We start from the raw sequence: 14,813 nt of genomic DNA, 5'->3' as shown, positions 1-14,813 counted from the left end.
CGGCATGTCAGAAGTCAAGGTTGTTCTCCGGCTTGAGCGCGGCGAGTACGTGGCCGACCTCAAGGCCACGGGCGCCGAGCACCAGGCATTCAGCGCCCAGGTGTCCACCAGCGCGACGGCTGCGTCCTCAAGCCTGGGCGCGGTCGCCGGGCAGTTGAAGGCCGTTGGTGCCGCTGCGGGCAGTGCAACCTCTGCCGCCTCGGCGCTCGACCAGGCCGCCAAATCGGCCAGCCAGGCCAGCAGCGCAGTCAGCGTCATCCCGCAACAGCTCCAGGGCGTCGCAGCGCAGTTCAAGAACTCCCAGGCCGCCGTGGCCGGCTTCGGCCGCCAGTTGGACCAGTCTCGGACTTCCCTTGCGTCCACCACCGCTGCAGCGGGCGCCACGGGCGCTGCATTGCTTGCCGCCAGCCGCCAGGCCGAGCAGCTGGGCGGTGCAGTCTCCTCAAGCGCCAGCAAGGCCACCAGCGCGGTGGATGGGCTCAACGGCAACCTGCTGCGCCTCGGCCAGGCTGCCGCCGGCGCGTTTGCTGTGAACAAGCTCACCGGGCTGGCGGATGGGTGGACAAACCTGACCGCACGCATCGGCCTTGCAAGCCAAGGCCTCGGCAGCGCGCAGGTCGGCCTGGCCGGGGTGACCCGCATCGCGGCCGAGGCGCGTGTGGACGTAACCGGTCTTGCGGAAACCTACGGTGTGCTGTCCAAGGCAGGAGCAGAGCTGGGCTTCAGCCAGCAGCGGGTGCTCGGCGTCACTGAGACCTTGTCCAAGTCGATGACGCTGTCGGGCGGCAGCGCGGCCAGCGCATCGGCGGCAATGGTGCAGTTCGGGCAGGGACTGCAGGCGGGAACGTTACGCGGCGACGAACTCAACAGCGTGTTGGAGCAGGCACCCCGCCTGGCCCAGGCGCTTGCTGAAGGCCTCGGCAAGCCAGTCGGCGCGCTCAAGGCCATGGCCGAGCAAGGCCAGATCACCACCGACGCCATCTTCGTCGCGCTTGAGCGCATGAAAGGCAAGATCGACAGCGAGTTCGCACAGCTGCCCGCCACCATCGGCCAGGCCTTCACCGTCATCAGCAACAGCCTGATGCAGACCATTGGCGTGTTCGACCAGGCCAACGGCATCAGCCGCGGCTTCGCGGAAGGGCTTCTCGTCGTAGCCCGCAACATGGACACAGCAGTGGTTGCTGCCGGCCTGGTTGCGACCGCCTACATCGCCATTTCCCGCTCGGCCACCGTGGCGGCGGCGGCCACCACCGCCCTGAACGTTGCCACCGGGGCCCTCGGCGGCCCCATCGGGCTGGTGGTGACCGCGCTGGGTATTGCCGCCACCGCATGGGTTGCCTGGAAGGCGGCCGGCACCAGTAGCGAGAAGGCCGTTCAAGCCCAGGTGGCTGAGTCCCACGAGGAGATCATCAAACGCATCGACGCCCAGATCGCCAAGCTGCGCGAGCGAAACCGCCTGTCGGGCGCACCTTTGCCCAAGTCAGAGGATCAAACCTCCCTGGATGCAGCGAAGCAGTACACGGACGCCTATAACCGCTATCAATCCATCGTGAACGGTGAGGGCCAGTTTGCAAATCTGCCCGCTGCGGCCCGTTCCGACCTGTTGAAGAGCGCAGGCGTTGCAATGGGGCAGGCCTTCCAGCGGTACACCGACCTCGCGGATGCAATGACCGAGGACGCCAAGAACAAGACGCGTGAAGCCCGCGAGAAGTTCATGGCGGACTACAAGGACCAGGCTGACAAGATGGCCCAGGCGCTCAAGGCCTATGACGCCGAGTTCAAGGGCAAGGTCAGTGATGCGCAGTACAAGGCGGACACCGACGCCATCAAGGCCAAGCACGCCAACAAGGGCACAGGCCCGTCTGCGGCCAAGCTGGCCATTTCCGCCGAGATCGCCGAGCTGGAGCAGCTGCAAACGGAAGCCGCAGGCATCGCAGACCGGGCGGCGAAGCAACTCGAAGCCCAGCACCAGGCCGGCCTGGTCAGCGAGGCACAGTACTACGCCCAGCGGCGCCAGATGGCCCTCAACGCCAACACCGACCAGATGGCCATCGTGGAGCTGGAACTGGAAGCGGTGGAAACCTCCAAGGCGTCGGCCGCCGACAAGGCCAAGGCCCGGGAAAAGTACGGCCAGGAGCTGGCGAAGCTGGCTCAGAACGAGCTGACCATCGAGTCCGACTACCAGGACAAGCTGACCGAGCTGCAGGCCCGCGCAGCCCAGGCGCGCATGCAGGCGCGCCGCCAGGAGACTCAAGGCATCGAACAGTGGATGGAGCAGCAGCAGACCGCCCAGCGCGAGAACCTGGCCAGCATCGAGCAGCGCATCACTTCGCTTGCCGATGAGCAGAAGGCGGCCGACCTTGCCGCCGCCAAGAACATCAGCCTCGCCCAGGCCATCGAGCTGGTGACCATCGCCCGCCTGGAAGAGCAGCGCGCGGCGAAGTACTACGAGGGCAGCGACGGCTGGAATCAGGCCACCCAGGAGATCGAGGCCCGGCGCCGCCTGGCCGCCCAGATCGGCAGCAACGACACCACCAACGCAGCCCGCAAGGCCGGGGTGGAGGCGCAGGCCGAACTGCAGCGCGCCACGGACCAGTACACCCAGGGCCTGGTCAACGCCGCCATGCAGGGCGGTGACAGCCTGAAAAACTACATCACCAACATGCTCAAGCGCAAGGCCTGGGAGATCGTGCTCACGCCTGTGATGGAGGGCCTGGGCGGCATCCTGGCGACCATCATGGGTGCGGCCGGTGGCGGCGGTGGTGGTGGTGGCATGGGTGCGCTTGGCACGGCATCCGGAGCGGTCAACCTTCTCAGCGCTGGCAAGACCGCTTGGCAGCTCGGCTCTCAGTGGTTGAGCGGCAGCATGTCCTCGGCAAACGTGGCGGGCACGGTGTACGCCAATGCGACGGGCACGGGCCTCAACGGCTTGTTGGCTACCAATGGCGCATTCGGCACCTCTGCTACTTCTGCTGTCAATGCGGCGGCGGCCATGGCGCCAGGCACCGCGCCTGCGCTGCCTGCGGGCACGTTGGCCGCTGCGGCTGCGGAAGGAGGCGCCGCCACCACCGCGCCTACCTTGATCAGCGCTGGCTTGAAGATGGTCCCCATCATTGGCGCAATCATCATGGGCATGATGGCGTCGGGCAGCGCCTATGACCAGGGCTACCGCCTGGAGGACAGCACGATTCGCAAGAGCTACGGGCTCATCTTTCCCCAGATGAACAAGCTCACCGGCTTCTTCGAGAAGATCGGATTCAGCGAGCGCTCGGCCAACATCATCACGGGCGGCGCCCTGATCGGCAAAATTGCGTCGAAGCTGGGGATACAAGCCACAGCGCACACCGGAGCCGGCGCGATCTACCAGAACGGCACGGTGGTCGGCGGCCGCGAAAACTACACCTATGACCGCTTCAACATGGGTGACCCGCGCGAGTACGCGGCCAGCGCGCAGCCCGCTATCAACGAGGTCGCCAAGGCGGTGGGCGGCACGCTGGACGGCTTTTTTGATGCTTTCGGTCTGAAGTCCGGCTTCAAGGTGCAGACGGCCTTTGCCGACGACATCAGCAAGGACGGCGCCTGGGGAAGCTTCCGCGTGGATGACTCCGCTGGCAACAAGGTGCTTGACTGGAAAGACACCCAGACAAGCAAGTGGGCGCCCAAGGAATTCGCCAATGGTGACGAGGGCTGGAAGCAATACCTGGACGCCATCAGCGATGCCACCATCGACACGTTCAAGGCATCCTCCAAAGAGCTGCCCGCATGGGCGAACCGCATCATTGCGGCGGCCGACACTTCGGGGGATGAGACCGCCAAGGTACTGGAGCAGTTGCTCAAGGACGTGGCCGCCTATCCCAATGCGATGCTGGAGGCTGTGGGCACCTCTCGCGACGAGCTGGTGCAGCAGTTCGCCGAAGGCCTTGCCAAAGGCGATGCAACCGGGGCGGGCCAGGCCGTTGCCGATACCCTGGTGGCCAGCGTCGAGCAGAGCCTGTACACCGATGCAGCGGGCAAGATCTTCGACACGGTCAACCAGGGCATCGTCACTCCGATGCTGGACGCCATCACCACGGGGGCATCTCTTTCGGAGCTGCTGAGCCAGGAGTCCATCGACCGGGTGATCCAGCGCGCGACGGAGCAGGCCGCAGCCCTCAACACGCTGTTTAACGATCCGCGCTTCCAGGCGGCCCTGGAGCAGATCCGCACCGGCGTGGGCGGTGCCCTGGGCAGCGCGGGCGCCGCCCTGACCTACGTGCCGAAGTACACCCAGGCCGTCAAAGACAATACCGATGCGACCAAGGATGGCACCCAGGCGCAGCGCGAGGCAGCAGACGAGGCCAAACGCATTGCCGACGAGCGCAAGGGCCTGCAGGACCAGCTCGACGCCCTGACCATGACCCGCGTGCAGCTCCTCGAAAAGGAGCGCAACGCCATCCATGAAAGCAACCGCGCTCTGTGGGACCAGGTCAAAGCCGCCGAGGCGCGCGTGCAGGTGGCTGCAGAAGCCCCGGCCGTGCTCGACCGGTACCGCACCCCGGCGCAGCGCCAGGCGCTCGCTTATGAGGGCGTGAGCGCCGGCCTGGCCGACGCCGGCATCAACGTGTCGGCCGCAGCGCTGGCCGGTGCCTCCAAGGACCAGATCGCGGGCGCGGTGATGGCTGTGCACGCCATGGGCACCACCTCCGACGCGACCCGCCTGGCGCTGCTGCGAGCAGCCGCGTCGCTGTCCGACCTCAAGGAAGCGGCGGCCGACACCGCATTGGGCGTGCTGAGCAACGCCATCGACGCCCAGAAAACCGCCATCAGCGAGGCCGCCCAGGCCCGCATCGACGCCCTCACCAAGGAGGGCCAAGCCCAGCAGAAAGCCCACGAGGCTGCTAGCGAGGCTGTGTCGACGCTCACGTCCATGACCGAGACGCTTGCCAGCGCTGTGCGTTCACTGCGCGGCCAGGTCGAAAGCACCAAGCTGCAGGACCTCGCCGCCGCCCGCCGCTTCATTGCTGACGCCCTGGTCGCCGCCAATGCCACAGGCGCCATGCCTGACGCTGATGCCCTGTCCCGCGCCCTGGAATCGGTCACCAACGACGACCAGCAGCGCTATGCCTCGGCCGTCGACTGGGAGATCGCCCAACTCGACCAGGCCAACCAGTTGGCCCAGCTCGAGCAGCTCGGCATGCGCCAAAAGTCTGTGGCCGAGCGCCACCTGCAGGCGACCGAGGACCAGGCCAAGCTGCTGGAGGAGGAGATCGATGCCATCCAGCAGAGCACCGACAGGAGCCTCAAGGCACTGGATGACCAGCTGCGCAACGCCGAGGAACAGCTCGCCGTGGCGCGCGGCATGGACCTTTCGCTGAAGAACATTGACAAGGCCACCGCCAACTTTGCATCGGCCCTGGCCCAGCTCGCACCCTATCAGGGTGCGCCTGCTGCGGTCGCGACGCCGGGCGGGGCGACCAAGCCCGGCGCCACGAAGCCCCGAACGGTGCTCGACGGCCCCAACGGAGCCCAGTACGACAGCAGCAGCGGCATCTTCTACGCCGGCAGCACGGGACTGCCTTACCTGGCCGCCGACCTGGGCGCTGCGGCTATAGACATGGTCAACGCCGGCCAGGCCAAGGACCTGTACGACATCGCCAAGGCCCACGGCGTCACCGCCGCCATGCTGGCCGAGTGGACTGGCAGCAACACCACCACCATCAACGACTGGGCGAAGGCCAACGGCCTGGCCTCGCTGGACGTCGGCACCAACTACGTGCCCCACGACATGCTGGCCCTGATTCACGAGGGCGAGCGCGTCGTTCCCAAGAAGTACAACCCCGACGCCAACCCCGGCATGTGGACGGGGGCACAAGCCATCAGCGCGCGCCTGCAGCAGTCGGGCGGCAGTGCAGCCGGCGAGGCGGCAGTCTCCTCGGTCATCACCACCCTCGGCCGCAGCGTCGACCAGCTCGGCGCTGGTATCGGCTCCCTCACGGACGCAGCCCTGCAGACCCGCGATGCCGCCCGTCGCACGCGCGATGTCATGGAAGCCGCAGCACGGGGCGAACTCAAGCTCTCGGTGACCACATCATGATGCGCGTCCTCCCATCCCTCACCGTCACGCCGGCCATGTTGCTGTCCACCACAGTGGCTCTGGAAGATCCATCGCCCGTGTGGGCTGCAGCCACCGCCTGGGCCAAGGACGACCTGTGCCACCGTGTGGAAACGCACCTGGTGTACCGCCGCATTACTGCCGGCACGACGGCCACGGCTCCCGAGTTGGACCCGGCCAACTGGAAAGCCATCCGGCCCACCAACAAATGGGCCATGTTCGACCACCTGAGGTCTACGCAGACCACGGTGTCGGGCGGGCCCCTCACGGTGGTGCTGCAGCCCGGGCAGCGCGCCGACAGTTTGGGCCTACTCAACCTGGTGGGCTCGCGGGCCAAGATCCAGGTCCACCAGGGCTCCACGCTGATCACCGAGCGCGAGCAGAGCCTGATCCAGCACACCGTACAGAACTGGTACGAGTACTTCACTGGCGACCCCGAGCAGCGCCCCAGCCTGGTGGTGTGGGACCTGCCGCCGTTCCGCGACGCCAAGATCACCGTGACCATCGAGCCCGCCTCGGGCGTGGCCTCCTGCGGCCGGCTGTCCGTGGGCATGGGCGTGAACGTGGGCGAAGTGGAGTGGAACCCCGAGAACGACGCCCTCAACTTCAGCCGCATCGAGCGCGACTTCGACGGCGCCCTGACCCCCGACGTGACGCTGATCGCCCGCCGCTCGGTGCCCAAGGCCAACCTGCGAGTGCGGATCGACGCGGCCAATGTCCCCCGCATGCTCAGGCTGCGCGAGCAGCTCAACGCCGTGCCGGCGCTCTGGGCAGGGTGGACCCGCTACCCCAACAGCCCCTATGCCGAAGCGTTCCTTCTGTACGGCATCTACCGCCGCTTCCCCATCCGGCCCAGCAACAAGCTGTACGCCTCTGCCGACCTTGAAATCGAGGAAATGTGACCATGCCAGGACTCTCCGACCTGATCGCCCCTGTTGAGCCCACGGCGCTGCCGGCGCTGTCGACGCCCCCGAGTCTCACCAACCCCGTGAACTTCGCCGAACGGGCGGACGTGCACGTGGCCGAGGTGGTGGCGCAGGTGCCCCTGCAGAACGCAGCCAACGCCAACGTCCACCACAACGCCCAGGCGTCCTACCTTGCCGCCCAAGTGGCAGTGCCCGCCGCAGTAACGGCGGTCGCTGCCAGAGAAGACGCGCAGGCGGCCGCGATCACCGCAATCAACGCACCAGGCACCCTGGCCACCAGCACCACCAGCATGACCGTCGCCCAGGGCGAGCCGGCTTTCCTGATCGAGGCCGACAAGAACCTGCGTGCGGGCATGTTCGTGACCATCAGCGCGCCCGGCGGCCAGGTGATGTACGGGCGCATCCAGTTCTATGACAACGCCACCGGCGACATCGAGGTGTTTGTGTCCCATACAGAGGGCGCGGGCACCTATTCGCAGTGGACCGTGGCTGTCAGCGGCCCACCGGCCCGATTCCCACGCAACAAGCTTTTCTACTACGCAGGAGCCTGACATATGGCCAACGGACGATTGGGCGCGGCGGACCTCGCCGCCAACACAAACACCACCCTCTACAACCCCACGGGCGCCACTGGGACCGTCACCGTTTCAGTGGTCAACAGGAACGCGAGCGGTGCGCTGGTGCGCCTGGCGCTGGCCGCTACGGCAGCACCCACCGCAGCCGAGTGGCTGGAGTACGACGCTTATCTGCCCACCGCTGGCGTGCTGGAGCGGGCGGCCATCGTGGTCGGTCCGGGGCAGTACCTGGTCGTTCAATCCTCGGCCGCCAGCGTGTCGGCCGTGGCTTTCGGTTTCGAGGAGTAAGGAGCATCCATGGGACGCAACATCACAACGACCGCAGCCGCGCTGCACGAACCCCTGGCCGTCACCATCACGGGCGACGCGGTCACCGTGGGCGACTACGTGCGCGTGGAGGCCTCGGGCGCTGGCCGGCGCGCCGTGGACGGCCTGTCTCTGGCGGCGCAGAACACCGGGACGGGCGTCACTGCGCTGGCGGGCCTGGGCGCTACAGCCCATGTTGCAGCGACCAACTATGGCGGTTCAGTCCAGCCGGGCCGGCTGCTTGCTGTGCTGGGCAACGGCAACGTTGCTTGCCTGCACGCGGGCGATGGCACGAGCGCCAGCAACGCACTGACTTGCCGAATCTACAGCCCGCTCAAAGCCCAGGTGGCAGTCGTTGCGGTCACGGCTGCGGCGAGCATCTCGGTGTTCCGGGTGTTCAAGCTCGGCGCCAACAACTTTGCTGTTTGCTGGGTGGAAACCTCGGCGCTGAAAATGGCCGTGTACAGCAATGCAGGCGCCGTAGTGTCGGCGGCTATCACTGTGGCCACCTTGGGCTCTGGCGCCATGTCGCGCTGGAATGCTGCAGCGCTCGCCAACGGCGATCTGCTGCTCGCTTATGACAAGACGGCCACGGGCGGAATGTTCTTCAGCCGGTACAACGCCTCAGGTGCGTTGCAGGGGGCAGAGACCACCGTGGAGGCCGCCGTGGCCGCCGATTATGTGTGCGTGCTGCCCCTGGCCGCTGGTGGCTTCTGGGTCTACTACTACCGCAGCACGGCGACTGCTGCATACAAGTTCGCCCGGTACAACGCGGCAGGCGTGCTGCAGGGTGCTCTGACCACCGTTTTCACAGGCAGCGCCAACCTGACCGCCGGGCTGTCCGAAAACTACGCCATCGAGCTTTCCAATGGCAACGTGGCCCTGGTGGACCCGACCACAGGCACAGTGTCTGCAGTGCGCCTGTACGACGGCGCCGGCACGTTTCTGGCCACCGTCACCAACAACACCGGCTTGGGTTCAGGCTTGGGTCCCAACAACACCATGCCGCGTGCCAAGTCTGGCGGCGGTTTCTACATCGCAACCTTTAACGGCCTGATTGCGCAGTACGACAACGCCGGCAATCGGTTGGTTTCTGGGACGGCGCCCACAGCACTCCCAGGCAGCAACCAGGGGCTTCTGATCGAGCGCGTCGCCACTGGCCCCGTGCTTTTCTACACCAACTTCGACTCATCCAGTACCGGCTCTGTTTCGGCAATGGCATGGGACGCCTCGCTGACTGCCGAGGCCACTGCGCTGACCGTGCAGGCGACCACCACCACCACTTTCGGACTGTGGGCCGAGTTGATGCCGTGCGGCTTGCTGGCCTACACCTTTTGCTCTACCGCCGTCACCGGCGTGTCCGTGCATGGGCGCCTGGCGCCGCAGGCTGCATCGCTGCTGGGCCTGGCCATCACGGCCGGCAGCGACGGCCAGGCCGTGAGCGTTGCCACCGCCGGCCGGTGGCGCGCCAACCAGACCATGCCCGCCGCCAGCTTCGACCGGCGTTCGTCGGTGCCAGTGGGTTGCAAAGCCATCATCACCGGGGGCACGTCTGCCGTGCTCCTCGGCATCGTGGCGTGACCGGGGAGGTGATCATGTGGCAGCTTCAAACCAATGACGGCAGCACCGTTGTGACCGGCACCGGCCCTGTGGCCTACAGCACCGACAGGGGCGGCTGGGAAACCTCGGAGACGGTCTACGCCGATCCCGACCGGGACCTGCAGCTGGTGGACATGCCCGCAGCCATTGCGGCGGCCGTGGCGCGCATCGACGCCGACGTCGACGCCATCTACGGTTCTGCCATCGGCCTTCGCCAGGCGGAGTACGAGATGGCTGAGCGCCAGGCGCAAACCTTCGCCGATGCCGGCTACGAGCCGCCTGTGCCTGGCATGGTCCAGAGCTGGGCCATCGCCAAGGGCTGGACCGCCCAGGCCGCCGCCGATGACGTCCTGGCCGTCGCTGCCCAGTGGCGCGGCGCCCAGGAGCTGATCCGCGCGCAGCGCCTGCTGCGCAAGGAACAAGCCCGGGCTGCGCTGGGGCCAGCCGGCCTGGCCGCGACCATGGCTACCTGGGCGGGCTTTGTTGCCGCCGTACGCGCCCAGCTGGGCATAGGGGGTGCGTGATGCTGCTGGCCTCGTACAAAGCCATCCGCCCAGGCATGCAGGGCATCGCCAACCGCCTGATCCGCTGGCGCCTGGACGGCGACTACAGCCACAACGAGGTGGTGTTCGAGCCCGGCGATGGCGTGGACCACCTGATGCCCGACGGCACCTGCGAGCCAGACGCCTCGGGTGCCCTGTGGTGCGCCAGCAGCGTGGCCTGGGAGCGCCTGCCGGCGACGTCGCCGCGCCGGCCTGGCCACCGAGGGGGCGTGCGCTTCAAGCGCATCAAGCTGGACCCAGCCCATTGGGACCTAGTCAAGTACCGCCGCGATCCGCTGGCGGCCGCCCAGCATTTCAAGCGGCGGGAGGGGGCGCTGTACGACTGGCAGCTGATCCTGGGCTTCGTGGCCTGGCTCTTCCGCCACAAGGCCTCGCGCGACACGTGCTCTGAGGTGTGCACCGAGGCAGGCGGCCAGCTTGAAGGCCACCGCGTGGACCCATGCACCCTGCACCAGATCGTCGCGGCCGAGGACCGCCATTTCCGCTCGCTGCTGTGGCTCGCGGCCGCAGGGGAGGAGGCGGCTTACTGAAGAAAAAAGACGGGCGACCCGTGCTGGTGCGCTAACACCAGCCCGAGCCCCGAACCCGCAGAGTAGACCTGCAAGCCCGGCAAGACCCGCCACCCTGTACAGAGTGCGGCGAGTCTATCGGAAGTTTCAACCAGAGAAACCGGCTTGCAATGACTGAAATAAGGTGCGGCGAGTGCCGCAAGAAGCTCGGCGAGGGCGAATACACCGTCCTCACCATCAAGTGCCCCCGCTGCGGGGCTGTCAACACATTGAGGGCCATGAGCCCCCCACCCGAGCGCCACAGAGCGCCAAACGGACCCTCTCATGGCCCCCAACCCCATCATTCCCTGGATCGGCGGCAAACGCCGCTTGGCTGAGCTGCTGCTCAGCCGCTTTCCCGCCCACAGCTGCTACGTCGAGGTCTTCGCGGGCGGCGCAGCGGTGTTCTTCACCAGGCATCCCGCCGAGGTCGAGGTGCTCAACGACGTCAACGGCGACCTGGTCAACCTGTACCGGGTGGTCACCCACCACCTCGAGGAGTTCGTCCGCCAGTTCAAGTGGGCACTCTCCAGCCGCCAGATCTTCAAATGGATGCAGGAGACCCGCCCCGAGACCCTGACCGACGTCCAGCGCGCGGCCAGGTTCTTCTACCTCCAGCAGGAGAGCTTTGGCGGCCGCGTGTCCGGCCAGACCTGGGGTACCGCCACCACCGCCCCCAGCATCAATTTGCTGCGCATCGAGGAGAACCTCTCAGCCGCCCACCTCCGCCTGGCGAACGGCGTCTACATCGAGCAGCTCGACTGGGCCGCCTGCGTCGACCGCTACGACCGCCCTCACACCCTGTTCTACCTCGACCCCCCGTACTGGGAGACCGAGGGCTATGGCGTCCCATTCCCCTGGGCCCAGTACGAGCTGATGGCGGCCAGGCTCAAGACCATAAAGGGCAAGGCCGTGATCAGCATCAACGACCACCCCGCCATCCGCCAGTGCTTCGCCGCCTACGACATGGAGGAGCTGCGCATCGACTACACCGTGGGCGGCGGCGCCAACCGGGTGGAGCGGGGGGAACTGGTTATCTACAGCTGGGACCGTACTTCCGAGCCTGCAGGGCTGTTCTAAGCAATTCGTGCGACCATAGCCCGGCAAAAAATGAAGGAGAGGTCCATGACAGATCCACTGGTCGCGGCAGCGTTCGCTTTGGGAGGAGCATTGTTCACCGCTGTGTTGGGCGGCTTGGTGGCCGTCCTCGGCGTCTATCTAACGCAGTTTGTGGCAGAGAACTTCAGGCGTTTCAAGGATGGTTCTGCATTGGCAGCGGCACTTCTTGGCGAACTGAGGGCGTACCGTCAGGGGTTTGATGCGGTGCGCGATGCCGCGAAAGACTGGGAACAAGCGAGCCTTGCAAAGCAGAAGGATTCGCTGGGCTTCCGATCAATTGAGTTGACTGGGATGCCAGTCTGGGAAGCGGCGGTGGGAAAAGTTGGCCTCCTTGGCGTGGGGCTGGTGGAAGACACGGTTCATGTCTATTCCAGGCTGAATGGGATCTCAATATCCGTCGATATCTTGCATCGCCATTTCAAGGACATGCCAGATGTGGAATTTCAGTTGCGGTGCCGCCTAACCGCTGAATCGCTTGAGGAGGTCATGGCCCGCGCTGACCTGCTAATGCCAAAGCTACAAGCTAGAGCGGAAGCACGATTCCTGAAGGGGTGGACCTGGATCGTCAAGCCCTGGCGCTGGCACGGAGACCGCTAGGGCGCAGGCAGTCGCGGTGGTGCTTCAAGCTCCGGCTATAGCTTCTAGGACGCTGCTCTGGGCGCCCTTGTAATTCCCTTACGCTCGTTGAAACAGCAGCAAGGGAAACTTATCGCAGCGCTAGCGGTCGAGTTTTCGCGCCGCGCTTCACCATGTCAACGAAGTGGAGGTGGGCGGCGTCACCGTCCGCAAGAGATCGGTGGGGGCCTTCCTCGCCAATGCACGGGTGCTGCAACACCCCGGCGCATCCGCCGGGGCACGCGCGGCCGCCGCGGACGACATCGGGGCATTGGCGCCGGCGCTGCGCGCGCTGGGGCTGTTCGACGTGCTGGAGGTGCGGGACCCGCAGTTGCGCGCCCTGGTCGAGCCGCCTGTGCCAGAGCCGGTGGCGGCAGATGCCCCCGATCTCGATGCGCTGTATTCGCCGCCGTCCGAGATGATCCAGAAGGCGGTGCTCGACCGCCTCATCGGTTCGCACGAAAGCTACCTCAAGGCCGCGACCTTCTTCTGCCTGGCCACGGGCAGCGCCCAGGGGCTCGATGCCTCGCCGCGCGGCGGGCCGCCGGGCTTCGTGCACGTGCTCGACGAACACACGGTGGCCTTTGCCGACTGGCCCGGCAACAACCGCATCGAGTCCCTGCGCAACCTGGAGCGCGATGACCGCGTGGGCATGCTCTTCATCTTTCCGGGGCTGGAGGTGTTCCTGCGCATCAACGGCCACGGCAGGGTGTCCACCGCCCCCGAGCTGTTGGCCGAGTTGGCGGAGCAGGGGCGCACGCCCAAGACTGCCACCGTGGTGGCCATCACCGAAGTGCTCATGCACTGCGGCAAGGCGGTGAACCGCGCCAAGCTGTGGGCCCCGGCCTCGCAGGTGGACCGCGCCAGCGTGCCCACGGTGGGGCAGATGCTGGCGGAGCTGACGCGGCTGGGTGGTGCCACCACGCAGATCGGCGACGAGCAGGTGTGGCAGATCAACGCGCACTATGACCATGAGGTGCGGCATGCCCTCTACTGAGGAGGAGCGCAGGCCGGGCCTGCTGGAGCGCACCTTCGACCGGCTGCTGCTGCGCAACACGCGGGTTGCTGCCGTGCAGCAGGTGTCGGAGCGCTTTCGGCTCATCGACCTGGAGGGCGAGGCGCTAAAGGGCGCGGCCTGGGCGCCTGGGCACAAGCTGCAGGTCAAGGTGGCCGGGCCGTTCACGGCGCGCACCTTCACGCCCATCGTGTTCGATGTGATGCGAGGGCGCACGCGACTGCTCGGCTATGCGCACGGCGCCGGTCCCGGCAGCGACTGGCTGCGGCGCGTGCAGGTGGGCGATGCCTGCCAGGTCTTCGGGCCGCACCGCTCGCTGGCGCTGGGTGATCTCGCGGGGCCGGTGGTGCTGCATGGCGACGAAACCTCGTTCGGTCTGGCCGCCGCTGTGGTGGCCGCCATGGCGGGCAGGGAGGGGCCCCGCTGCGTGTTCGAGGTGGAGTCCCGCGCTGAATCCGCACTGGCGCTGCAGGCGCTGGGCGTAGCGACCGCAGTGCTGGTGGAGCGACGCGACGAGGCGCTGCGCATGCAGGCGGCCAGCGAACTCTGGTCGCAGTGCAGCGGCGACGGCACGCTGTTCGTGCTCACGGGCCGGGCGCAGTCGATCCAGCAGGCACGCCAGGCACTCAAGGCGCGCGGCGTGCCGGGCTCGCGCATCGTGTCCAAGGCGTACTGGGCGCCGGGAAAGGCCGGCATGGACTGAGGGACCATGGCACGGTTGCATCTGTTCCTGCACCGCACTGGACAAGCGGGCCCGCGAGCGCTAGTGTGGTGACCAGTCCATGGAGCCACGCCATGCCACACCAGCTGTCCTTGCCAGGGGTGGAACCCGCCGAGCCACGTCCCTCCCGGCCGCCCTCCAGGCCCGCGCCAGAGCAGCGCGCGCGGCCCCACCACCTCTTCTTTGCGGTGCTGGCCGAGCCTGCGGCCGCGTGGTGTGCAGACCGCCTGCGCCGCGACCTGATCGCACGCCACCAACTGGCCGGCAGCGAGGTGCGCACCGAGCGCCTGCACCTGACCCTGGTCTCGCTGGATTGGCATGCAGAGTTTTCTGAAGCCATGGCCCTGTGGGCGGCGCGTGCAGCAAGCGGGGTGGACATGCCGGCCTTCAACATCCGGCTCGACCGCTTCCTGAGCTTTCACCGGCGCCGGGGCAATCGCCCGCAGGTGCTGTGCGGCGACGGCGAAGGGGTGGCCGGCTTTCTGGCGCTGTACCAGGCACTGCACGATGCGCTGCAAGCATCCTGGCCGGGCCCGCACCCCGTGCGTGCCGCGCCGGTCATCACCCCCCACATGACCTTGTACTACAGCCCCCGCGACGTGGCAGAGCACCCCGTGGAGCCGCTGTGCTGGACGGTGCGCGAGTTCCAGCTGCTCTACAACCGGCTGGGCTCGGGCGGCCCCTACCGGGTGCTGGGGCGCTGGCGGCTGGACCACCACCGGTTTCACTAGGAGT

The 14,813-nt window shown here is 67.0% G+C and carries 13 protein-coding genes; all 13 read left to right on the top strand.

Features of this window, described 5'->3' with window-relative positions; all coding sequences use genetic code 11:
- Nucleotides 1-4: 4 nt before the first annotated feature.
- The 13 genes from ASE28_RS24010 to ASE28_RS23955 all read left to right on the top strand — a co-directional run bounded on the left by ASE28_RS24010 (nucleotide 5) and on the right by ASE28_RS23955 (nucleotide 14,809).
- Nucleotides 5-6,073 (top strand): tape measure protein, encoded by a 6,069-nt coding sequence (locus tag ASE28_RS24010; protein WP_082608227.1) that lies wholly within the window; start codon nucleotides 5-7, stop codon nucleotides 6,071-6,073.
- Entirely contained in the window at nucleotides 6,070-6,993 is a 924-nt protein-coding gene (locus tag ASE28_RS24005) for a hypothetical protein (protein WP_157422102.1), read from the top strand. The genes ASE28_RS24010 and ASE28_RS24005 overlap by 4 nt, the downstream gene beginning before the upstream one ends.
- A 2-nt stretch (nucleotides 6,994-6,995) precedes the next feature.
- Nucleotides 6,996-7,568, top strand: a complete 573-nt coding sequence (locus ASE28_RS24000; RefSeq protein ID WP_057268753.1) for a hypothetical protein — start codon at nucleotides 6,996-6,998, stop codon at nucleotides 7,566-7,568.
- Nucleotides 7,569-7,571: 3 nt separating this feature from the next.
- Nucleotides 7,572-7,880: a hypothetical protein gene (locus tag ASE28_RS23995; protein ID WP_157422101.1), complete on the top strand. Its 309-nt coding sequence runs from the start codon at nucleotides 7,572-7,574 to the stop codon at nucleotides 7,878-7,880.
- A gap of 9 nt (nucleotides 7,881-7,889) precedes the next feature.
- On the top strand, nucleotides 7,890-9,479 hold the full coding sequence (locus tag ASE28_RS23990; RefSeq protein WP_057268751.1) for a hypothetical protein: 1,590 nt from the start codon (nucleotides 7,890-7,892) through the stop codon (nucleotides 9,477-9,479).
- Nucleotides 9,480-9,493: 14 nt separating this feature from the next.
- Complete coding sequence (locus ASE28_RS23985; protein ID WP_157422100.1) at nucleotides 9,494-10,021, top strand: hypothetical protein; 528 nt, start codon at nucleotides 9,494-9,496, stop codon at nucleotides 10,019-10,021.
- Nucleotides 10,021-10,590 (top strand): hypothetical protein, encoded by a 570-nt coding sequence (locus ASE28_RS23980; RefSeq protein WP_057268749.1) that lies wholly within the window; start codon nucleotides 10,021-10,023, stop codon nucleotides 10,588-10,590. Before ASE28_RS23985 ends, ASE28_RS23980 begins: the two co-directional genes overlap by 1 nt.
- A gap of 149 nt (nucleotides 10,591-10,739) precedes the next feature.
- Nucleotides 10,740-10,946, top strand: a complete 207-nt coding sequence (locus ASE28_RS31620; RefSeq protein ID WP_082608226.1) for a Com family DNA-binding transcriptional regulator — start codon at nucleotides 10,740-10,742, stop codon at nucleotides 10,944-10,946.
- A complete protein-coding gene (locus ASE28_RS23975) occupies nucleotides 10,894-11,688 on the top strand; it encodes a DNA adenine methylase (protein WP_057268748.1) in 795 nt (264 codons plus the stop codon). The genes ASE28_RS31620 and ASE28_RS23975 overlap by 53 nt, the downstream gene beginning before the upstream one ends.
- Nucleotides 11,689-11,733: 45 nt before the next feature.
- Nucleotides 11,734-12,324, top strand: a complete 591-nt coding sequence (locus ASE28_RS23970) for a hypothetical protein (protein ID WP_157422099.1) — start codon at nucleotides 11,734-11,736, stop codon at nucleotides 12,322-12,324.
- Nucleotides 12,325-12,682: 358 nt separating this feature from the next.
- Complete coding sequence (locus ASE28_RS23965) at nucleotides 12,683-13,339, top strand: MSMEG_1061 family FMN-dependent PPOX-type flavoprotein (RefSeq protein ID WP_082608234.1); 657 nt, start codon at nucleotides 12,683-12,685, stop codon at nucleotides 13,337-13,339.
- Nucleotides 13,326-14,060 (top strand): siderophore-interacting protein, encoded by a 735-nt coding sequence (locus tag ASE28_RS23960; RefSeq protein ID WP_057268746.1) that lies wholly within the window; start codon nucleotides 13,326-13,328, stop codon nucleotides 14,058-14,060. The genes ASE28_RS23965 and ASE28_RS23960 overlap by 14 nt, the downstream gene beginning before the upstream one ends.
- A 92-nt stretch (nucleotides 14,061-14,152) precedes the next feature.
- The gene (locus ASE28_RS23955) at nucleotides 14,153-14,809 is read left to right on the top strand and encodes a 2'-5' RNA ligase family protein (RefSeq protein ID WP_057268745.1); all 657 of its coding nucleotides are present in this window, start codon (nucleotides 14,153-14,155) and stop codon (nucleotides 14,807-14,809) included.
- Nucleotides 14,810-14,813: the final 4 nt, after the last annotated feature.

Source organism: Acidovorax sp. Root219 (assembly GCF_001428665.1).
In the GTDB taxonomy this organism is placed as follows: Bacteria; Pseudomonadota; Gammaproteobacteria; order Burkholderiales; family Burkholderiaceae_C; genus Acidovorax.
Note: the sequence above shows the minus strand (reverse complement) of the source record. Positions and strands in the feature narration are given on the sequence as shown.